Origin of the sequence: Pseudomonas sp. MF6747 (genome assembly GCF_963890955.1) — a bacterium.
Classification (GTDB): Bacteria; Pseudomonadota; Gammaproteobacteria; order Pseudomonadales; family Pseudomonadaceae; genus Aquipseudomonas.
The window spans coordinates 125,024-143,687 of record NZ_CAWPSZ010000012.1 but is presented as its reverse complement, the minus strand read 5'-3'; the positions used below and the strand labels follow the sequence as shown (position 1 = coordinate 143,687).

The window sequence follows — 18,664 nt, the reverse complement described above, 5'->3', positions numbered from 1 at the left end:
ATCGCAGGCAAGCCAGCCCCCACACGGGAATGCATTCAAATGTGGGAGCTGGCTTGCCTGCGAAGGGGCCGGCCCAGGCACCGCAGTTATTTGAATCGGCGCTCCACGCCTTTTTCCACCAGAATCTTCGCCGAAATCTCTTCCACCGAAAAATGCGTGGAATTGATGTGCGCAATATTCTCGCGACGGAACAGATTTTCCACCTCGCGCACTTCGAACTCGCACTGTGCGTAGCTGGAATAGCGGCTATTGGGCTTGCGTTCGTTACGAATCGCCGTGAGGCGGTCCGGGTCGATGGTTAGACCGAACAGCTTATGCTGGTGCGCGCGCAGGGCGGCCGGCAGCGTCAGGTGTTCCATGTCGTCTTCGGTCAGCGGGTAATTGGCCGCGCGGATACCGAACTGCATGGCCATATACAGGCACGTCGGGGTTTTACCGCAGCGGGACACACCCACCAGGATCAAATCGGCCTTGTCATAATAATGAGTGCGGGCGCCGTCATCGTTGTCGAGGGCAAAGTTTACCGCCTCGATACGCTCCATATAGTTGGAGTTGTGGCCAATGGAATGGGACTTTCCTACTGAATAGGAGGAGTGTTCACTCAACTCCTGTTCCAGGGGCGCCAGGAACGTGGAGAAGATGTCGATCATGAAACCATTGGAGGTGGCGAGGATCTCACGGATGTCTTGATTGACGATGGTGTCGAAAATGATCGGGCGAAAACCGTCTTTTTCAGCCGCCAGATTGATTTGTTGTACCATGGCCCGCGCTTTATCCACGCTGTCGATATAGGGCCGCGTGAATTTGGCGAAGGTAATGTTTTCGAACTGCGCGAGCAGGCTCTGACCCAATGTTTCGGCTGTGATGCCGGTGCCGTCGGAGATAAAGAAAGCAGATCGTTTCATTTGAGCCCTGGGCCTTAAGCTGATGGCGAATCTTGGATATGATAGGCGCGATTTTGCCGTCCCGCAGTGGGCCGCATTCTCACTTATTTTCCAGGTCCAGGCCACAAGCGCTGGCGTTTGCTCCTACTGAGCCGCCGGCGTCCTGAGCTTTTCCAACACAGAAAGTGGAGAGATCACCTTGGTAGAGTACGTAGTTTCCCTCGATAAGCTCGGCGTCCATGATGTAGAGCATGTGGGGGGCAAGAACGCATCCCTCGGCGAGATGATCAGTAATCTTGCAGGCGCTGGTGTCTCGGTGCCCGGTGGTTTCGCCACCACGGCCCAGGCTTACCGCGACTTCCTCGAGCTGAGCGGCCTCAACGCCCAGATCCACGCCGCGCTGGACGCCCTGGACGTCGATGACGTCAACGCCCTGGCCAAGACCGGTGCCCAGATCCGTCAATGGATCATGGACGCCGAGTTCCCCGAGAAGCTCAACGAAGAAATCCGTACCGCCTTCGCTACATTGTCGGCCGGCAACCCGGACATGGCCGTCGCCGTGCGCTCTTCGGCCACCGCCGAAGATTTGCCAGACGCCTCCTTTGCCGGTCAGCAGGAAACCTTCCTGAATATCCGCGGCGTCGAAAACGTGATCCGCGCGGCCAAGGAAGTATTTGCCTCCCTCTTTAACGATCGCGCCATTTCCTACCGCGTACACCAGGGTTTCGACCACAAGCTGGTGGCCCTGTCTGCCGGTGTGCAGCGCATGGTGCGTTCGGAAACCGGCACCGCCGGCGTGATGTTCACCCTGGACACCGAATCCGGTTTCCGTGACGTGGTGTTCATCACCGGCGCCTACGGCCTGGGCGAAACCGTGGTACAGGGCGCTGTGAACCCGGACGAATTTTACGTACACAAACACACGCTTGAGGCCGGTCGCCCGGCGATCCTGCGCCGCAACCTGGGCAGCAAGGCCATCAAGATGATCTACGGCGACGAGGCCAAGGCCGGTCGCTCGGTAAAGACCGTTGAAGTCGACAAGGCCGAGCGCGCGCGTTTCTGCCTGACCGACGCTGAGGTCAGCGAGTTGGCCAAACAAGCGATGATCATCGAAAAGCACTACAAGTGCCCGATGGACATCGAGTGGGCCAAGGACGGTGATGACGGCAAGCTGTACATCGTGCAGGCGCGTCCTGAAACCGTGAAAAGCCGCACCTCTGCCAACGTTATGGAACGCTATCTGCTGAAAGAAACCGGCACCGTGCTGGTGGAAGGTCGTGCCATCGGCCAGCGCATCGGCGCCGGCAAGGTGCGGATCATCAAGGACGTGTCCGAGATGGACAAAGTCCAGCCGGGCGACGTGCTGGTGTCCGACATGACCGACCCGGACTGGGAGCCGGTGATGAAGCGCGCCAGCGCCATCGTCACCAACCGTGGCGGGCGCACCTGCCATGCGGCGATCATCGCCCGCGAGCTGGGTATTCCGGCAGTGGTGGGCTGCGGCAACGCGACCCAACTGTTGAAGGACGGCCAGGGCGTGACCGTATCCTGCGCTGAAGGCGACACTGGTTTCATCTTTGAAGGTGAGCTGGGCTTCGACATCAAGCAAAACTCCATCGATGCCATGCCGGACCTGCCGTTCAAGATCATGATGAACGTCGGCAACCCGGACCGCGCCTTTGATTTTGCGCAGTTGCCGAACGCCGGTGTGGGCCTGGCCCGCCTGGAGTTCATCATCAACCGCATGATCGGCGTGCACCCCAAGGCTCTGCTGAACTACGACGGCCTGCCGCTGGACATCAAGGAAAGCGTCGACAAGCGCATCGCCGGCTACAACGATCCGGTGGGCTTCTACGTCGAGAAGCTGGTGGAAGGCATCAGCACCCTGGCGGCGGCGTTCTACCCGAAAAAGGTCATCGTGCGGCTGTCGGACTTCAAGTCCAACGAATACGCCAACCTGATCGGCGGCAAGCTCTACGAGCCGGAAGAAGAAAACCCGATGCTGGGCTTCCGTGGTGCCTCGCGTTACATCAGCGAGGCCTTCCGCGATTGCTTCGAGCTTGAGTGCCGTGCTCTCAAGCGCGTGCGCAATGAGATGGGCCTGACCAACGTCGAGATCATGGTGCCGTTCGTGCGTACCTTGGGCGAAGCGAGCCAAGTGGTCGACCTGCTCGCAGAAAACGGCCTGAGCCGTGGTGAAAACGGCCTGCGCGTCATCATGATGTGCGAGCTGCCGTCCAACGCCATTTTGGCCGAAGAGTTCCTGGAGTTCTTCGACGGTTTCTCCATTGGCTCCAACGACCTGACTCAGCTGACCCTGGGCCTGGACCGTGACTCGGGGATCATCGCCCACCTGTTCGATGAGCGTAACCCTGCGGTCAAGAAGCTGCTGGCCAACGCCATCCAGGCCTGTAACAAGGCCGGCAAGTACATCGGCATCTGCGGCCAGGGCCCTTCCGACCACCCGGACCTGGCCAAATGGCTGATGGAACAGGGTATCGAGAGCGTCTCGCTGAACCCCGATTCCGTGTTGGAAACCTGGTTCTTCCTGGCGGAAGGGCAAGCGTCCGCCTAAGGTCGTGACTTAAAAAGTGCCGGTCACTCCTCAAGGGTGACCGGCATTCTTATCTGTGCAGGGCGGAACTCCTTCCGGACGCCGCCCTTTTTTGTGCAAGAGCATTATGCAAAGCAGCAGCAACCTGTTTCCCGTCGCCCTGATCAGTGCTGAACGTCGCGGCGACCTGAGTGAAGACGTGTACCGCCTCAAACCCGGCAACAGCCCCGACGGCACCGTCGAGCTGGCCGTAACGCGTTTGGGCCTGGCCGATGTCCCGGAAAACCGGGGCACGCCGGTAATTTTATTGCACGGTAGTTTTTCCAACCGGCGTTTCTGGTACTCGCCCAAAGGCATCGGTTTGGGCGCCTATCTGGCGCGCCAGGGCTTTGATGTGTGGATTGCGGAAATGCGCGGGCATGGCTTGTCCAAGCGCAACCATGACTACGCGAGCAATCGCGTTGCCGACTACGCGCGTTACGATTTGCCGGCCATCGGCGCGTTTGTGCGTGAGCAAAGTGCACAAATCCCGCACTGGATCGGGCATTCCCTGGGCGGTACCGCACTGGCTGCAGCCCTCGGCGGGCAGTACCTGGGGGCGCCAGCGGTGGCCTCGGTGGCGTTGTTTGGTTGCCAGGTCAGCCGTACCCACTGGCCGTTGAAAATTCCCCCGGTGGAGTGGACCGCTCGTTTGCTCCTGAAACGTTTTGGCGAGGTGTCCGGCGCGCGGCTTAAGCGTGGTCCGGAGGATGAGCCTGCGGGCGTGATGATCGAAGCCATGCGTTGGAACGGCCTGTTCGGTCGCTTTGGCGATGGGAAACAGGATTGGTGGAAGGGCCTCGCGGAAGTCGATGTGCCGTTGTTGGCGGTGAGTGCCGCCGGTGACCAGCAGGACCCGGATTGGGCGTGCCGCAAGTTGTTCGAGCAAGTCGGCTCCGAGCACCGCCAATACTTGTGTCTGGGGCGCCAGCAGGGCTTCAGCGGGGATTTCGGGCATGTCGAGATGCTGGTCAGCAAAGCCGCTCAAGCCGAGGTATGGCCAATGGTAGCGCGGTGGTTGAACGATCCATTGACACCCTTGGCCGGTGCGCACCCGCAGGTACTGGCAGCTGTTTGATCAAGCGCTCTGCCAAGGGCGTTTCACTCGTGTGTGGTTGCGGCTAAGATATGACGCGTTAAACGCTTCTGGTCATATTCAGTCGCGCAGTCGCTATTGCGTTGCGACGAAGTGAGTCCGATCATGGCCGCCGCCAACCGGTGAACCGTTAAAGATTGCCTGTTGCGACACGTTTTTCTGATGTACACCGTGGGATGTTCGACCTCTTATTTGATGACAGGAGTTTCTCGATGAACCATTACGTGACGCCCGATCTGTGCGATGCCTACCCGGAGCTGGTGCAGGTGGTTGAGCCGATGTTCAGTAATTTCGGTGGCCGGGATTCCTTTGGCGGCGAGATCGTCACCATCAAATGCTTCGAGGACAACTCCCTGGTCAAGGAACAGGCCGATCAGCCGGGCGCCGGCAAGGTGCTGGTGGTCGACGGTGGTGGTTCGCTGCGTCGCGCGTTGCTCGGTGACATGATTGCCGAGAAAGCCGCAAAGAACGGGTGGGAAGGGCTGGTGATCTACGGCTGCATCCGGGATGTCGATGTCATTGCCCAAACCGATCTGGGCGTGCAGGCGCTGGCAACTCACCCGATGAAGACCGACAAGCGCGGCATTGGCGACCTGAACGTGGCAGTGACCTTCGCCGGCGTGACGTTCCGCCCCGGTGAGTACATCTATGCGGACAATAACGGCGTGATCGTCTCGCCCAGCCCGCTGACAATGCCTGAATAAACTGCTGTAGCCGATAGGGGTGAGGATGTTCGAGGAAGAAAACGCGCAATGGGGGCTGGTGCATGCCCTAGTGCTGGACGGTAAAGGCGGTGCGCGTTCGATTGCCCGGACTGAGCTCGACGACTTGCAACTGCAGCCTCAGGAAAGCCTGTGGCTGCATTGGGATCGCAGCCATCCGCAGACCCAGACCTGGCTGCGTAAATCCAGCGGCTTGAGCGAGTTTGCCTGCGACTTGCTGCTGGAGGAAAATACCCGTCCGCGCCTGTTGCCGCTGCCCGAAGCCCAATTGCTGCTGTTTCTGCGCGGGGTCAACCTGAACCCGGGCGCCGAACCGGAAGACATGGTGTCGGTGCGTATCTTCGCAGCGGCCGATCGCGTGATTTCCTTGCGCCTGCGTCCACTGCGCGCCACGGATGAGTTGCTGGTGCAACTGGCGGAGGGGAAAGGACCGAAAACCGCTTCGGAACTCATCCTTTATATGGCGCAGTACCTGACCAACAAAGTGCAGGATCTGGTTACCGACCTGTCTGAAGTTGTCGATATCGAAGAAGAAAAACTGGATGCCGACGAACGGTATACTCCGGAACATGGCAGCGTCCTGCAGATCCGTCGGCGCGCGGCAGGGCTCAAACGTTTTCTCGCCCCTCAGCGAGATATTTTTGCCCAACTGACGCGAACCAAATTGCCGTGGTTTTGTGATGACGATGCTGACTACTGGAACGAATTACACAACAGCCTGACGCGTTACCTGGAAGAGCTCGAATTGGCTCGAGAGCGCGTGGGGCTTGTGCTTGAGACCGAAGACCGGCGATTGAGCCTGCGGATGAACCGCACCATGTACCGCTTCGGTATCATCACCGGGATTTTTTTGCCGATGAGTTTTCTCACCGGTTTGCTGGGCATAAATGTGGGCGGTATTCCGTTCTCCGCCAGCCCCTACGGATTCATGATTGCGTGCCTGATGATGGTGGCCGTCGCGTTGGGACAATGGTGGCTGTTTCGACGATTGCGTTGGGTTTGACCTGAATATGACCTGAACGTAGTAGGGGGTATATGTGACCCCGGGAATTTAACCCTCGTCTTTTAAATCACTTGCGAGAGGTCTTTATGCACGATCCGTTCGAACAGTCTTTGCGTGACATGCTTAATGCTTCGCCGTCCAACCGTGACGACGACGCTTGCCTGGGTCGCGTGTTGAAAACCGCCAACCGTCAGGTCGGTGCGGGAGATCTGTTCGGGCTGCTCGGTCGCTGGCTGCCGGCGCTGATGATGGCTTTGAACAACGGTTCGGCCCATGTATCGCCGGTTTCCCGTCGTAAACCTCTTGCTCGCACTGCTGATAAGGCTGATTGAATATGGAACTTGATCTCTGGACCCAGAGCCTGGTCACTGCGATGACTGCATTGTGGACCAAGGTGGCGAATTTCATTCCCAACCTGTTTGGTGCTCTGGTTTTGGTCTTGCTGGGCTTTGTCGTGGCCAAGCTGCTCGACACCCTGCTGTCCAAATTGCTTGCAAAACTGGGCCTGGACCGCTTGATGGCAGGCACGGGCCTGACCAAGCTGTTGGGTCGTGCCGGGCTGCAAGTACCGATCTCGACCCTCATCGGGAAGATCGTTTATTGGTTCGTTTTACTTATTTTTCTGGTTTCTGCTGCTCAATCCCTTGGACTTGAGCGAGTTTCAGCTACGCTCGACATGCTGGCGCTGTATTTGCCGAAAGTTTTCGGTGGCGCGCTGGTGCTGCTCGTAGGCGTTTTACTGGCACAACTGGCCAATGGGCTGGTGCGCGGAGCCGCTGAAGGCGTGGGGCTGGACTATGCTGCGGGCCTGGGGCGGATCGCTCAGGGGCTGGTGATCATCATCAGTATTTCCGTTGCGATCAGCCAGCTCGAGGTCAAAACTGACCTGCTCAACCATGTGATTGTGATTGTTTTGATTACCGTTGGTCTGGCCGTTGCGCTGGCCATGGGGCTGGGAAGCCGGGAAATTGCCGGTCAGATTCTTGCGGGAATCTATGTGCGTGAGCTGTATCAGGTGGGGCAACAGGTGCGTGTGGGCGAGGTCGAAGGGCAAATCGAGGAGATCGGCACAGTCAAGACGACCGTGCTGACCGATGACGGTGAGCTGGTATCGCTGTCCAATCGGATTCTTCTGGAGCAGCAGGTCAGTAGCCGCTAATCCGGCAAACCCTGCTAATGTACGCCGCCGCAAACCCGGGTAACCGGGCTGCAGCGGACATTGACCTGACTGCCGGCACGACTTGTTTTGAATAAAGCCCAAACGCTGTCCACGCGCTATGACCCCCGTGAGCTCTCTGATGAGGAGTTGGTCGCGCGCGCACACACGGAGCTGTTTCACGTAACACGCGCGTACGAAGAATTGATGCGCAGATATCAACGCACTCTGTTCAACGTTTGTTCAAGGTATTTAGGGAACGATAGAGATGCGGACGATGTCTGTCAGGAAGTGATGCTCAAGGTGCTGTATGGCCTGAAGAACTTCGAGGGCAAATCGAAGTTCAAGACATGGCTCTACAGCATCACGTACAACGAGTGCATCACGCAGTATCGTAAGGAGCGGCGAAAGCGTCGGTTGATGGACGCTTTGAGTCTGGACCCCCTTGAGGAAGCGTCTGAAGAAAAGGCGCCAGCACCCGAGGAAAAGGGCGGACTTGATCGCTGGTTGGTGCATGTGAATCCAATTGACCGCGAAATTTTGGTGCTACGATTTGTCGCAGAGCTGGAGTTTCAGGAAATTGCTGACATCATGCACATGGGTTTGAGTGCTACAAAAATGCGTTACAAGCGTGCTCTTGATAAATTACGTGAGAAATTTGCGGGCGAGACTGAAACTTAGTGCGTGGCAAATATCTCTTACGTGTAGGCAAGTTCTGTTAGACTTGTCGCCGAGTTGTCCCCCGGTTTGTGGGACTGCTTTACAATCACCAGATGGGGATTTAACGGATGAAACTGAAAAACACCTTGGGCTTTGCCATTGGTTCTCTTATTGCTGCCACTTCTTTCGGCGCTCTGGCACAAGGCCAAGGCGCAGTTGAAGGCCAGCTGTTCTACAAGAAGCAGTACAACGATAGCGTTAAGCACATCGAAGACGGCTTCAACCCTGGCGCAAGCATCGGTTACTTCTTGACCGACGACGTGTCGATCAACCTGAACTACGACACCACCAACCACACCCGTTCGAACGACGGTACTGGCAGCCAGAAGATCAAAGGTGACACTGGCAGCGTGACTGCTCAGTACCACTTCGGTCAGGCTGGTGTTGACTCCTTGCGTCCATACGTTGAAGGTGGTTTCGGTCACCAGAGCCGTACCAACGTTGAAGTTGACGGCCACAAAGGTCGCGACCAGTCCACTCTGGCTATCGCTGGCGCTGGTGTGAAGTACTACTTCACCAACAACCTGTTCGCACGTGCCGGTGTTGAGTCTGACTACAACCTGGACAACGGCAAGTGGGATTACTCCGCACTGGTTGGCCTGGGCGTAAACTTCGGCGGTAACGCTGGCGCAGTAGCTCCAGCTCCTACCCCAGCACCAGCTCCAGAGCCAACTCCAGAGCCAGAAGCTCCAGTTGCTCAGGTTGTTCGTGTTGAGCTGGACGTGAAGTTCGACTTCGACAAGGCGGTTGTTAAGCCTAACAGCTACGGCGACGTGAAAAACCTCGCTGACTTCATGAAACAGTACCCACAAACCACCACCGTTGTTGAAGGTCACACTGACTCCGTCGGTCCTGACGCTTACAACCAGAAGCTGTCCCAGCGTCGTGCTGACGCGGTCAAGCAAGTTCTGGTCAAAGACGGTATTGCTCCTAACCGTGTAAGCTCGGTTGGTTATGGCAAATCCCGCCCAGTTGCTGACAACGCAACTGAAGCTGGCCGTGCTATCAACCGTCGCGTAGAAGCCTCGGTAGAAGCTCAAGCTGCTCAGTAATTACTGAGTGGTAAAAAAAAGCCCGGCTTAGGCCGGGCTTTTTTTCGTCTGGCGTTTACTTCAAGCGCTGGCGGATACGGCCACGCATGCCGCCTGTGCCGCCGCGGCGACACTGCCGATGACCAGGATTGCCGGGCTCTTCAAGGCGAACGTCTGCGCATCCTTGTGCATCTGCCCCAACGTGCTACGGCATTCTCGCTGTTGAGGCAGCGATGCGTTTTCGATCATCGCCACCGGCATATCCTCTGCCATGGCGCCTTCCAGCAGCTGCTGACGGATCTCCTCCAGCTTCGCCACGCCCATGTACACCACCAACGTCGTCCCGCTTTCGGCCAGTGCACGCCAGTTCAGGCTGCTGTTGTCCTGGGTATGCGCCGTAATGAGCGTTACACCGCGACTGACCCCGCGCAACGTCAGCGGGATATCGCAGTTTGTCGCACCGGCCAGGCCCGCCGTGATCCCGTTGACCAACTCCACGGCCACGCCACGTTCGCGCAACCACATCGCTTCTTCGCCGCCACGCCCGAAAATGCACGGGTCACCACCTTTTAATCGCACCACGCATTTGCCTTGCCGGGCATAACGCAGCATCAGGCGATGGATAAAATCCTGTGGCGTCGAACGGCAGCCACCGCGTTTGCCTACGCTGATAATCCGCGCGTCAAGGCAGTGTTCCAGCACAGCCGGGTTGACCAGGTCATCAATCAACACCACGTCGGCCTCATGGAGCGCCCGCACCGCCTTCAGGGTCAGCAGTTCAGGATCACCGGGCCCTGCACCCACCAGCCAGACTTTTGCGCTCATGTTTTTTCCTCACACACTGATTGCGATTGGCCGCGGGTTGCTGGCCAAAAGACGTTTGATTTCCGGTACGCACGAGCCGCATTGCGTGCCGCAGCCCAGCGCCTGTTTGAGCCCGTTAAGGTCCAGGCCGCGAGTGATGCCTGCGCACACGGAGTTTTCGCTGACGTTCTTGCAGTTGCACACAATCTTGCCGCTGGCTGCCGCACCGCCCGGTGGCGCGCTGAGCGGTGCCAGCAGCCAGCGTCGCAATTGATCGTCAGTGCGGCCTTCCAGCCAAAGGCTTTGCAGCCAATGCCGAGCCAGGGTTTCGCCGGCCAGGCGCAACGCGGTAATCCGGCCTTGTTCGATTTTTACGCGTTTACCGATCGAGCGGCGCGGGTCGTCATACGCCATCACAGGACCGTCGTTGAGCCCCAGCAAGGCGTCGATACGCGTCAGCAGTTGCAGGTCGGGCGCCTCGGTATGTGCCGCGCGCACCACCAGTGCCGGCCGTTCGCGCCCGGCCAGGCTCAGGCTCACGTAGGTAAAGCCCTCGCACAGTGGGCGCAGTGCCTCGACGTGTTGCTGCACATCGCCTTCGATCAACGCAAACAGCTGCCACGGCAGCTGCACAGCCTCCAGTCGCACACCGCTGTGTTTGAGTTCCGGCTGTTTCGACAAAGGGTCGAAGGCTGGCTGGGTCAACGTATTTACGCCCCCCTTGAGAAAACGGTCACCCCAATGCATTGGCAGGAACGCTTGCCCGGGGCGCACGCTGTCATCACTGTTGATGGCAACAATCACGCTGCCGCGACGGCTCTTGAGGTTGACCAGGTCACCGTCCTTGAAGCGATGGCGGCGCAACTCATCCGGGTGCAGGCTCAGCAGTGCTTCGTTCACATGCCCAAACAACTGGGCTGCAGTACCTGTGCGACTCATGCCGTGCCATTGATCACGCAGACGGCCGGTGATCAGCGTCAGCGGGAAGCGTGCGTCGCGCTGCTCTTTGGCGGCGCGGTAGGGGTCGGCAACAAAGTGCGCGCGGCCGCTCTCGGTGGGGAACACGCCGTCGGTGTACAGGCGCGCAGTTCCAGATTGCGCGCCTGTGGGAAATGGCCATTGCTGCGGACCTATCTGATCGAGCAGGGTATGGCTGATGCCCGTCAGGTCAAGGTCGCGGTTGCGGGTCAGCAGTTTGTACTCATCAAAGATCTGCGAGGGGTGTTCAAAGGCGAAAAGACCCGGTTTTCCGGGACAAAGACGTCGCTCCAGGCGCTGGGCAAAATCCACAGTGATTGCCCAATCCGGACGCGCCTCCCCTGGTGGGGCGATTGCCCGTCGCACGTGGGAAATGCGCCGTTCAGAGTTGGTCACCGTGCCTTCTTTCTCGCCCCAACTGGCCGCTGGCAACAGCAGGTCAGCGAAACGGGCTGTCTCGGTTGTACGAAAAGCCTCCTGTAGCACCACGAAAGGGCACGTCTCCAAGGCCATGCGCACGGTGTTCTGGTCGGGCAAGGATTGGGCCGGGTTGGTGCAGGCGATCCACAAGGCCTTGATCTTGCCGGCCTGTACCTGTTCAAACAGTTCGATGGCTGTCAGCCCGGTGCTGGCTGGCAGTTGTTCAACACCCCAATACGCGGCCACTTCGGCCCGATGGTCCGGGTTGGCCGCCTCGCGATGGCCGGGCAGCAAATTCGACAAACTGCCGGTCTCGCGCCCACCCATCGCATTCGGCTGGCCCGTCAGGGAAAACGGCCCGCATCCTGCTCGGCCAAGCGTGCCGGTGGCCAGGTGCAAATTGATCAGTGCGCTGTTCTTGGCGCTGCCGGCGGTGGATTGGTTGAGCCCCATGCACCACAGCGACAGAAAACTGCTGGAGGTGCCGACCCATTCGGCGCACAGGCGCAGCTGTTCGACGCTGATTCCGCACAGCTGCGTGACCATTTGCGGCGTGTAGTCATGCACCAGCCGTTTCAGCTCGGCCAGCCCATCGGTATGCGCCTGGATGAAGTCTCGGTCGATCCAGTCTTCCCACAGCAACAGATGCAAAATCCCGTGGAATAACGCCACGTCCGTCCCAGGCAGGATGGCCAGGTGCAGGTCAGCCAAATCGCAGGTGTCCGTGCGGCGTGGGTCGATCACCAGCACTTTCATCTGCGGGCGCCGCGTTTTGGCTTCCTCAAGGCGTCGGAACAATACCGGGTGGGCGTAGGCCATGTTGCTGCCGACGATCATTACGCAGTCGCTGCACTCCAGGTCTTCATAACTGCACGGCGGCGCATCGGCGCCCAGGCTGCGCTTGTAGCCCACCACTGCCGAGGACATGCACAGCCGCGAGTTGCTGTCGATGTTGTTGGTGCCGACCAGCGCGCGCGCGAGCTTGTTGAAGCTGTAGTAGTCCTCGGTCAGCAATTGCCCGGAAATGTAGAATGCCACGCTGTCCGGCCCGTGTTCGCTGATGGTCTCGGCGAACACGTTGGCCGCGTGCTCCAGTGCGGTTTCCCAGTCGGTGCGTGCTCGCGCCAAGCCTTTGCCCAGACGCAGCTCCGGGTACAACGCGCGGGCCGCCAGGTCGCCGGTCAGGTGCAGACTTGAGCCTTTGCTGCACAACTTGCCGAAGTTCGCCGGGTGGTTCGGGTCGCCTTGTACACCGAGGATCTGCGCGCCGTCGTGCTCGATCAGCACGCCGCAACCCACCCCGCAATAACAGCAGGTGGACGCGGTGACCTGGCGGTTCATCAACCCGCGTCCCGCAGGGCCAACATGACCCGGCCGTTTTCCACGCGGGCGGGGTGATGGTGCGCGCAGCCGATGTCCGGTGCCTGGGCTTCGCCGGATGCCAGATCAATCTGCCAGTTGTGCAGCGGGCAGGCCACGCGCTTGCCGTAGATCAGGCCTTGGGATAACGGACCGCCCTTGTGCGGGCAGCGGTCATCGAGGGCGAACACTTCGTCATCACTGGTGCGAAAAATCGCGATATCACCTTTGGGCCCATTGATGATGCGCGAGCCCAGGGCGTTGATTTCATCGAGTGCGCAGATATCCAGCCAGTTCATACCGACACCTCCAGCTGTTTGACGGGGATGACCTCGAATTCCTTTTTCAGCAGCGGCTGTTCCAGGCGTTCTTTCCAAGGGTCTTGTTCGAACGACAGCGAAAACTGCAGACGCTCGTTGAGGGATTGGCGGCGAGCCGGGTCTTCCAGTACGGCCTTCTTGATGTGCTCCATGCCCACGCGTTGCAGGTAGTGCACGGTGCGCTCGAGGTAGAAGGCTTCTTCGCGGTAAAGCTGTAGGAAGGCGCCGTTGTATTCACGGACTTCTTCGGCGGTTTTCAGCTTGACGAAGAACTCCGCGACTTCGGTTTTGATCCCGCCGTTGCCGCCGATGTACATCTCCCAGCCGGAGTCCACGCCGATGATGCCCACGTCCTTGATGCCGGCTTCCGAGCAATTGCGTGGGCAACCGGACACCGCCAACTTGACCTTGTGCGGCGACCACATATTGAACAGGTCATGCTCCAGCTCAATGCCCAGCTGCGTCGAATTCTGTGTGCCAAAACGGCAGAACTCACTGCCGACGCAGGTCTTCACGGTGCGGATGGATTTGCCATAGGCGTGACCGGAAGGCATGTCGAGGTCCTTCCAAACCCCTGGCAGGTCCTGTTTCTTGATACCCAGCAGGTCGATGCGTTGACCGCCGGTGACCTTGACCATCGGCACGTTGTACTTGTCGGCCACGTCGGCAATACGCCGCAGCTCTGACGGATTGGTCACACCGCCCCACATCCTCGGTACTACGGAGTAGGTGCCGTCTTTCTGAATATTGGCGTGGGCACGTTCGTTGATCAGGCGCGATTGCGGATCATCCCTGGCTTCGCCCGGCCAGGTGGAAATCAGGTAGTAGTTGAGGGCCGGGCGGCAGGTGGCGCAGCCGTTGGGCGTGCGCCAGTTCAAGTAGCTCATGGTGCCGGTGATGGTCAGCAAGTGCTGATCGCGGATGGCCTGGCGGATTTGCCCGTGGTTGAGGTCGCTGCAACCGCAGATCGCTTTTTCGCTCTTCGGTTTGACGTCCGCGGCACCGCCAACGGTATTGATCAGGATCTGTTCCACCAGCCCGGCGCAGGAGCCACAGGAGCTGGCGGCCTTGGTGTGCTTCTTGACCTCGTCAACGCTGAACAGCCCGTGTGCCTGGATGGCCTTGACGATGGTGCCCTTGCATACGCCGTTGCAACCGCAGACTTCGGCGTTGTCGGCCATGCTCATGGCCTTGTCCTGGCCTTGATGGCCGACATCGCCTAATGCGTTTTCGCCGAACATCAGGTGGTCGCGGATCTCGCCTATCGCATGGTTCTCACGGATCTGACGGAAATACCAACCGCCGTCAGCGGTATCGCCGTACAGGCAGGCACCGACCAGGATGTCGTCCTTGATCACCAGTTTTTTGTACACGCCGCCAATTGGGTCGCTGAGGGTGATGGTTTCGGTGCCTTCGCCGCCCATAAAGTCGCCGGCGGAGAACAGGTCGATACCGGTGACCTTCAATTTGGTTGAGGTGACCGAGCCCTTGTAGGTGGCAAAGCCCAGCTGCGCCAGGTGATTGGCGCAGACTTTGGCTTGCTCGAACAGTGGCGCAACCAGGCCATAGGCGATGCCACGATGGCTGGCGCATTCGCCGATGGCATAAATGCGTGGGTCGTAGGTCTGCAAGGTGTCGTTGACCAGAATCCCGCGGTTGCACGGGATGCCGGATTTTTCTGCGAGTTCGGTGTTGGGGCGAATGCCGGCAGCCATCACCACCAGGTCAGCGGGGATGACGTCGCCATTCTTGAATTGCACCGAGCCGACACGGCCGTTGCCGGCGTCGTGCAGTGCCTGGGTCTGTTCACGCAGACGGAACACCAGGCCACGGCTTTCCAGTTCGGTTTGCAGCAATTGGCCGCTGGTCTTGTCCAGTTGCCGCTCCAACAGCCATTCGCCGATATGCACCACGGTCACGTGCATGCCGCGCAGCATCAGGCCGTTGGCGGCCTCCAGGCCGAGCAGGCCACCGCCGATCACAACAGCATGCGTGTGGGTCTTGGCGGTGTCGATCATGGCCTGAGTGTCGGCGATGTCGCGGTAGCCGATCACGCCCTGCAAGGTGTTACCGGGGATCGGCAGGATAAACGGCGTCGAACCGGTGGCGATCAGCAGGCGATCGTATTCGGCTGTGGTGCCGTCTTCGGCGATGACCAGGCGTTTGACACGGTCGATCTGCACCACTTTGCGGTTGAGCAACAGCTTGATGTGGTTATCCAGGTACCAGTCGAGATCGTTGAGCACGATCTCTTCGAACGTTTGCTCGCCGGCCAGCACCGGCGACAGCAGAATGCGGTTGTAGTTGGTGTGGGGCTCGGCGCCGAACACGGTGATGTCGTACAGGTCGCTGCTCAGTTTGAGCAATTCTTCAAGGGTGCGAACCCCGGCCATGCCGTTGCCGATCATCACCAATTTGATTTTTTTCATGTCGTTCTCCGCAATGGCTCGACCAATTACGCGCAAACAAAAAAAGGCGTCCCCGCTAGTGATCTAGCGAGGACGCCTTTGTCCTGGTCCCGTTCTCTCGGGAAGCTCGCCCTTCGACGTTGAAGGGGCGGCTGTATGTGTGTTGTTGGGGAAGCTAATGCAGTGGCTGTGCCAAGTTGGCCAGCCTGCGGGTTTATTGGGGCTTTGAGTCAACGCCGCCTGGGGATTTGCCCTCTAGTGGTGCAACAGCCAGTACAGCAGCACCAGATTGACCAGCAGCGACACGGCGGCCAGGCTTTGCCAGACCTTGAGCGGTTCGCGCTCCAGCAAGGGCCGTGGTCGCACGCTCAATTCACGGCGGTCGGCCTGCTCCAGCACCAGCAGCCATTCTTCGGCGGTTTCATAACGTTGCGCGGGTGAGGCCGCCACGGCGCGTTCCAGATTCAGTGGCAACCCGTCAGGCAGGTCGGGACGGTAGCGGCTGGCGCTCACGGGCTGGGCGAAACGCGGCCGTTGGAAAGCTTCGATTTCGCCGTAGGGATAATGCCCGGTCAGCAGGTAATACAAGGTAACGCCAACACTGTATAAATCCTGCTGCGGCGTAGGCCGCTCGCCGCTGAACGCTTCGGGTGCGATAAAACTTGGCGTGCCGGGCAGCAAATGAGCGCGGTCTTCGGAGAGCCCCGGGCAATAGGCCAGGCCGAAATCCAGCACGCGCAGTTCGCCATCGTCACCCAGCAGCAGGTTTTCCGGCTTGATATCGCGGTGCAGGATTTGTCGCCGATGCAGCAGGCCCATCGCCCGCAGCAGCCGCTCGGCGATGAACTGCCACTGCGCCAGGGGCAATGGGCCCTGTTGTCGGAACAGTTCAGCAAGGGTTTGCCCCGGGTATTCGCGCATCACGTAGTACAGGTGCTGGCGCCCACTGGCCGCGTGAACTTCAGGAAACGCGCGCCCGGCAACCCGCCGCAAAAACCACTCTTCAGATAGCAGCGCTTGGCCGGCATCGCTGTCATCGTCGCGGTTGAGCGGCAAGGTTTTCAGCAGCCAGGGTTGCTGCTGGGCATCACGTACCCGGTACAGCAACGACTGTCGACTCTGCGCCAGTAGGCTTTCAACCTGCCAGCCTTCAAAGCGTTGCCCAGGTTTGAGCGGCGGTGGCAGCGGCCATTGCTGCAACTGCACCAGCGCATCGCCAAGGGTGGCGGCGCCGAGCTGGTCGATGCGCACCAGCAGGGCGCTGGCATTGTCCTGACTGGCGGCCAGGTGCGCGGCGTTGACCAGCGTGTTGACCGCCACATCGAGGTCAGTTTGCTCGCGCAGGATCGCACTGATGCTGTGCTCACCCAAGGCGGCCCACACACCATCGCTGAGCAATAAAAAACATTCGCCTGCGCGCAGTTCACCGTCGAGAAAATCCAGCACCAGGTGCTGGTCCAGACCGAGCGCGCGCTTGAGCACGTGCTGCATGCCCGGCTGTTCCCACACATGGTCTTCGCTGATGCGCTGCAACTCGCCTTCCAGCCAGCGATACACCCGGCAATCGCCGACGTGCGCGAGGGTGAAACGTTGGCCGCGAAACACCAGTGCACTCAAGGTGGTCAGCAGCGGCTGGCCGCCGCCGTTGGCCTGCAACCAGCGATTCTGCGCCAGCAACAGACGCTCGAGCGCCTGGGCCACGCCCCAGGTTTGCGGCGTGGCGTAGTAGTCCAGCGCCAGCGCCTGCAAGGTCGAGCGCGCCGCCAGGCCGCCATCGGCGCATTGGCTGACGCCATCGGCGATGGCGCACAGGTAACCTTTACTCGCCGCCAGCTCCGCCACGGGGGTGACGACGCGCAGGGCGTCCTGGTTTTCGGCGCGAGGGCCAATGGCGCTGGCCTGCGCGACACTCAGTTGCAAGCCCATCAGACGCGTGCGGCGGTCACGGCAGCCGAACCCCAGGTGGTTCTCCAGCGACGTTTGACCCCGTGCAGGCCGAACCAGGCCAGCACGCCGAGGCTGGCGAACAGCCACAGGGCCATTTGATAACTGCCGGTGCTTTGCTTGATCGCGCCCATGCCTGCCGCGAGGGCAAAGCCGCCGATCCCGCCGGCCATGCCGATCAGGCCGGTCATCACGCCGATCTCGCGGCGAAAACGCTGGGGCACCAGTTGAAACACTGCACCATTACCTGCGCCGAGGCCGAGCATGGTGCAGACGAAAAGTGCCAACGCAGCGTAAGAACTTGGCAGGTTGAAACCCACCGCTGCGATGCAGATCGCCGCCACGCTGTACATGCCGAGCAGGGTGCGAATCCCGCCGAAACGGTCCGCCAGGGCGCCACCCAACGGGCGCATCAGGCTGCCGCCAAACACACAGGCCGCGGTGTAGTAGCCCGCGGTCACCGGGCTCAAGCCGTATTGGTCGTTAAAGTAGCCGGGCAGGGCGCTGGCCAGGCCGATAAAGCCGCCGAACGTCACGCTGTAAAAGAACATGAACCACCAGCTGTCGCGGTCGCCCAGGGCTTTAAAGTAGTCGGCCATGGATTTGGCCTTCGGGCGTTCCGGGGCATTGCGCGCAAGCCAGGCGAAGACAACCAACGTGATGACCAATGGAATCAGCGCGAAGCCGAACACATTGCTCCAGCCAAACGCGGCGGCGAGTACCGGTGCCAGCAATGCAGCAAACACGGTGCCGGAGTTGCCAGCACCGGCGATGCCCATGGCCTTGCCCTGGTGTTCAGCGGGATACCACTGAGAGGCCAGCGGCAGGGCGACCGCAAACGAGGCGCCCGCCATGCCCAGGAACATGCCCAGCAACAGGGCCTGCTCGTAACTGTGAATGCCCAGTTGCCAGGCGCCGAACAGTGCGGCAATCACAATGACCTGGCCGATCAGCCCGGCGGTTTTAGGCGACAGTTTGTCGGCCAGCATGCCCATCAGAAAACGCAGCACCGCGCCGGCCAGGATCGGCGTGGCCACTACCAGTCCGCGCTGTTGAGTGGTCAAGTGCAGGTCGGCGGCGATCTGCACCGCCAGCGGTCCCAACAGGTACCAGACCATGAAGCTCAGGTCGAAATACAGGAACGCGGCAAACAGTGTCGGGGTGTGCCCGGATTTCCAGAAGCTTGATTTCATCACGCACCTCAACGGTTGGGGTCTTGTAAGAAG

At 59.8% G+C, this 18,664-nt stretch carries 15 protein-coding genes; 8 read left to right on the top strand and 7 right to left on the bottom strand.

Features of this window, described 5'->3' with window-relative positions; all coding sequences use genetic code 11:
- Positions 1-86: 86 nt before the first annotated feature.
- Positions 87-905 (bottom strand): posphoenolpyruvate synthetase regulatory kinase/phosphorylase PpsR, encoded by an 819-nt coding sequence (gene ppsR / locus AACW30_RS13350; protein WP_058412273.1) that lies wholly within the window; start codon positions 903-905, stop codon positions 87-89.
- A gap of 178 nt (positions 906-1,083) precedes the next feature.
- On the opposite strand from ppsR, the gene ppsA reads away from it, so the two are divergent.
- The 8 genes from ppsA (at position 1,084) to AACW30_RS13310 (ending at position 9,226) form a co-directional block, all read left to right on the top strand.
- On the top strand, positions 1,084-3,459 hold the full coding sequence (gene ppsA / locus AACW30_RS13345; protein WP_106576300.1) for a phosphoenolpyruvate synthase: 2,376 nt from the start codon (positions 1,084-1,086) through the stop codon (positions 3,457-3,459).
- Positions 3,460-3,565: 106 nt separating this feature from the next.
- Positions 3,566-4,555 carry an alpha/beta fold hydrolase gene (locus AACW30_RS13340; RefSeq protein ID WP_124418250.1) on the top strand — a complete coding sequence of 330 codons (990 nt, stop codon included), beginning with the start codon at positions 3,566-3,568 and terminating at the stop codon, positions 4,553-4,555.
- Between the two features lie 230 nt (positions 4,556-4,785).
- Positions 4,786-5,277 (top strand): ribonuclease E activity regulator RraA, encoded by a 492-nt coding sequence (gene rraA, locus AACW30_RS13335; RefSeq protein ID WP_106576302.1) that lies wholly within the window; start codon positions 4,786-4,788, stop codon positions 5,275-5,277.
- Positions 5,278-5,302: 25 nt separating this feature from the next.
- Entirely contained in the window at positions 5,303-6,298 is a 996-nt protein-coding gene (locus tag AACW30_RS13330; RefSeq protein ID WP_106576303.1) for a zinc transporter ZntB, read from the top strand.
- A gap of 86 nt (positions 6,299-6,384) precedes the next feature.
- Positions 6,385-6,630: a hypothetical protein gene (locus AACW30_RS13325; protein WP_005790375.1), complete on the top strand. Its 246-nt coding sequence runs from the start codon at positions 6,385-6,387 to the stop codon at positions 6,628-6,630.
- Between the two features lie 2 nt (positions 6,631-6,632).
- Positions 6,633-7,457 (top strand): mechanosensitive ion channel family protein, encoded by an 825-nt coding sequence (locus tag AACW30_RS13320; protein ID WP_003193288.1) that lies wholly within the window; start codon positions 6,633-6,635, stop codon positions 7,455-7,457.
- Between the two features lie 87 nt (positions 7,458-7,544).
- Positions 7,545-8,135: an RNA polymerase sigma factor SigX gene (gene sigX / locus AACW30_RS13315; protein ID WP_034120675.1), complete on the top strand. Its 591-nt coding sequence runs from the start codon at positions 7,545-7,547 to the stop codon at positions 8,133-8,135.
- A gap of 107 nt (positions 8,136-8,242) precedes the next feature.
- Positions 8,243-9,226 carry an OmpA family protein gene (locus tag AACW30_RS13310; protein ID WP_200622806.1) on the top strand — a complete coding sequence of 328 codons (984 nt, stop codon included), beginning with the start codon at positions 8,243-8,245 and terminating at the stop codon, positions 9,224-9,226.
- Between the two features lie 60 nt (positions 9,227-9,286).
- On the opposite strand, the gene cobA is transcribed toward AACW30_RS13310, so the two are convergent.
- The 6 genes from cobA to AACW30_RS13280 form a co-directional block, all read right to left on the bottom strand.
- Complete coding sequence (cobA, locus tag AACW30_RS13305; protein WP_200622805.1) at positions 9,287-10,030, bottom strand: uroporphyrinogen-III C-methyltransferase; 744 nt, start codon at positions 10,028-10,030, stop codon at positions 9,287-9,289.
- Between the two features lie 9 nt (positions 10,031-10,039).
- On the bottom strand, positions 10,040-12,748 hold the full coding sequence (locus tag AACW30_RS13300; protein WP_200622802.1) for a nitrate reductase: 2,709 nt from the start codon (positions 12,746-12,748) through the stop codon (positions 10,040-10,042).
- Complete coding sequence (nirD, locus tag AACW30_RS13295; protein WP_017134764.1) at positions 12,748-13,065, bottom strand: nitrite reductase small subunit NirD; 318 nt, start codon at positions 13,063-13,065, stop codon at positions 12,748-12,750. Before nirD ends, AACW30_RS13300 begins: the two co-directional genes overlap by 1 nt.
- A complete protein-coding gene (nirB, locus tag AACW30_RS13290; protein WP_200622800.1) occupies positions 13,062-15,515 on the bottom strand; it encodes a nitrite reductase large subunit NirB in 2,454 nt (817 codons plus the stop codon). Before nirB ends, nirD begins: the two co-directional genes overlap by 4 nt.
- Positions 15,516-15,749: 234 nt before the next feature.
- On the bottom strand, positions 15,750-17,420 hold the full coding sequence (locus tag AACW30_RS13285; RefSeq protein WP_200622799.1) for a bifunctional protein-serine/threonine kinase/phosphatase: 1,671 nt from the start codon (positions 17,418-17,420) through the stop codon (positions 15,750-15,752).
- Positions 17,420-18,631, bottom strand: coding sequence for a nitrate/nitrite transporter (locus AACW30_RS13280; RefSeq protein ID WP_124418244.1), 1,212 nt, complete (start codon positions 18,629-18,631; stop codon positions 17,420-17,422). Before AACW30_RS13280 ends, AACW30_RS13285 begins: the two co-directional genes overlap by 1 nt.
- Positions 18,632-18,664: the final 33 nt, after the last annotated feature.

What these genes read in the sequence shown, in the direction of transcription:
- ppsR (WP_058412273.1), bottom strand. Translation starts at nt 905, where the DNA reads ATGAAACGATCTGCTTTCTTTATCTCCGACGGCACCGGCATCACAGCC.
- AACW30_RS13340 (WP_124418250.1), top strand. Translation starts at nt 3,566, where the DNA reads ATGCAAAGCAGCAGCAACCTGTTTCCCGTCGCCCTGATCAGTGCTGAA.
- rraA (WP_106576302.1), top strand. Translation starts at nt 4,786, where the DNA reads ATGAACCATTACGTGACGCCCGATCTGTGCGATGCCTACCCGGAGCTG.
- AACW30_RS13330 (WP_106576303.1), top strand. Translation starts at nt 5,303, where the DNA reads ATGTTCGAGGAAGAAAACGCGCAATGGGGGCTGGTGCATGCCCTAGTG.
- AACW30_RS13325 (WP_005790375.1), top strand. Translation starts at nt 6,385, where the DNA reads ATGCACGATCCGTTCGAACAGTCTTTGCGTGACATGCTTAATGCTTCG.
- AACW30_RS13320 (WP_003193288.1), top strand. Translation starts at nt 6,633, where the DNA reads ATGGAACTTGATCTCTGGACCCAGAGCCTGGTCACTGCGATGACTGCA.
- AACW30_RS13310 (WP_200622806.1), top strand. Translation starts at nt 8,243, where the DNA reads ATGAAACTGAAAAACACCTTGGGCTTTGCCATTGGTTCTCTTATTGCT.
- cobA (WP_200622805.1), bottom strand. Translation starts at nt 10,030, where the DNA reads ATGAGCGCAAAAGTCTGGCTGGTGGGTGCAGGGCCCGGTGATCCTGAA.
- AACW30_RS13300 (WP_200622802.1), bottom strand. Translation starts at nt 12,748, where the DNA reads ATGAACCGCCAGGTCACCGCGTCCACCTGCTGTTATTGCGGGGTGGGT.
- nirD (WP_017134764.1), bottom strand. Translation starts at nt 13,065, where the DNA reads ATGAACTGGCTGGATATCTGCGCACTCGATGAAATCAACGCCCTGGGC.
- nirB (WP_200622800.1), bottom strand. Translation starts at nt 15,515, where the DNA reads ATGAAAAAAATCAAATTGGTGATGATCGGCAACGGCATGGCCGGGGTT.
- AACW30_RS13285 (WP_200622799.1), bottom strand. Translation starts at nt 17,420, where the DNA reads ATGGGCTTGCAACTGAGTGTCGCGCAGGCCAGCGCCATTGGCCCTCGC.
- AACW30_RS13280 (WP_124418244.1), bottom strand. Translation starts at nt 18,631, where the DNA reads ATGAAATCAAGCTTCTGGAAATCCGGGCACACCCCGACACTGTTTGCC.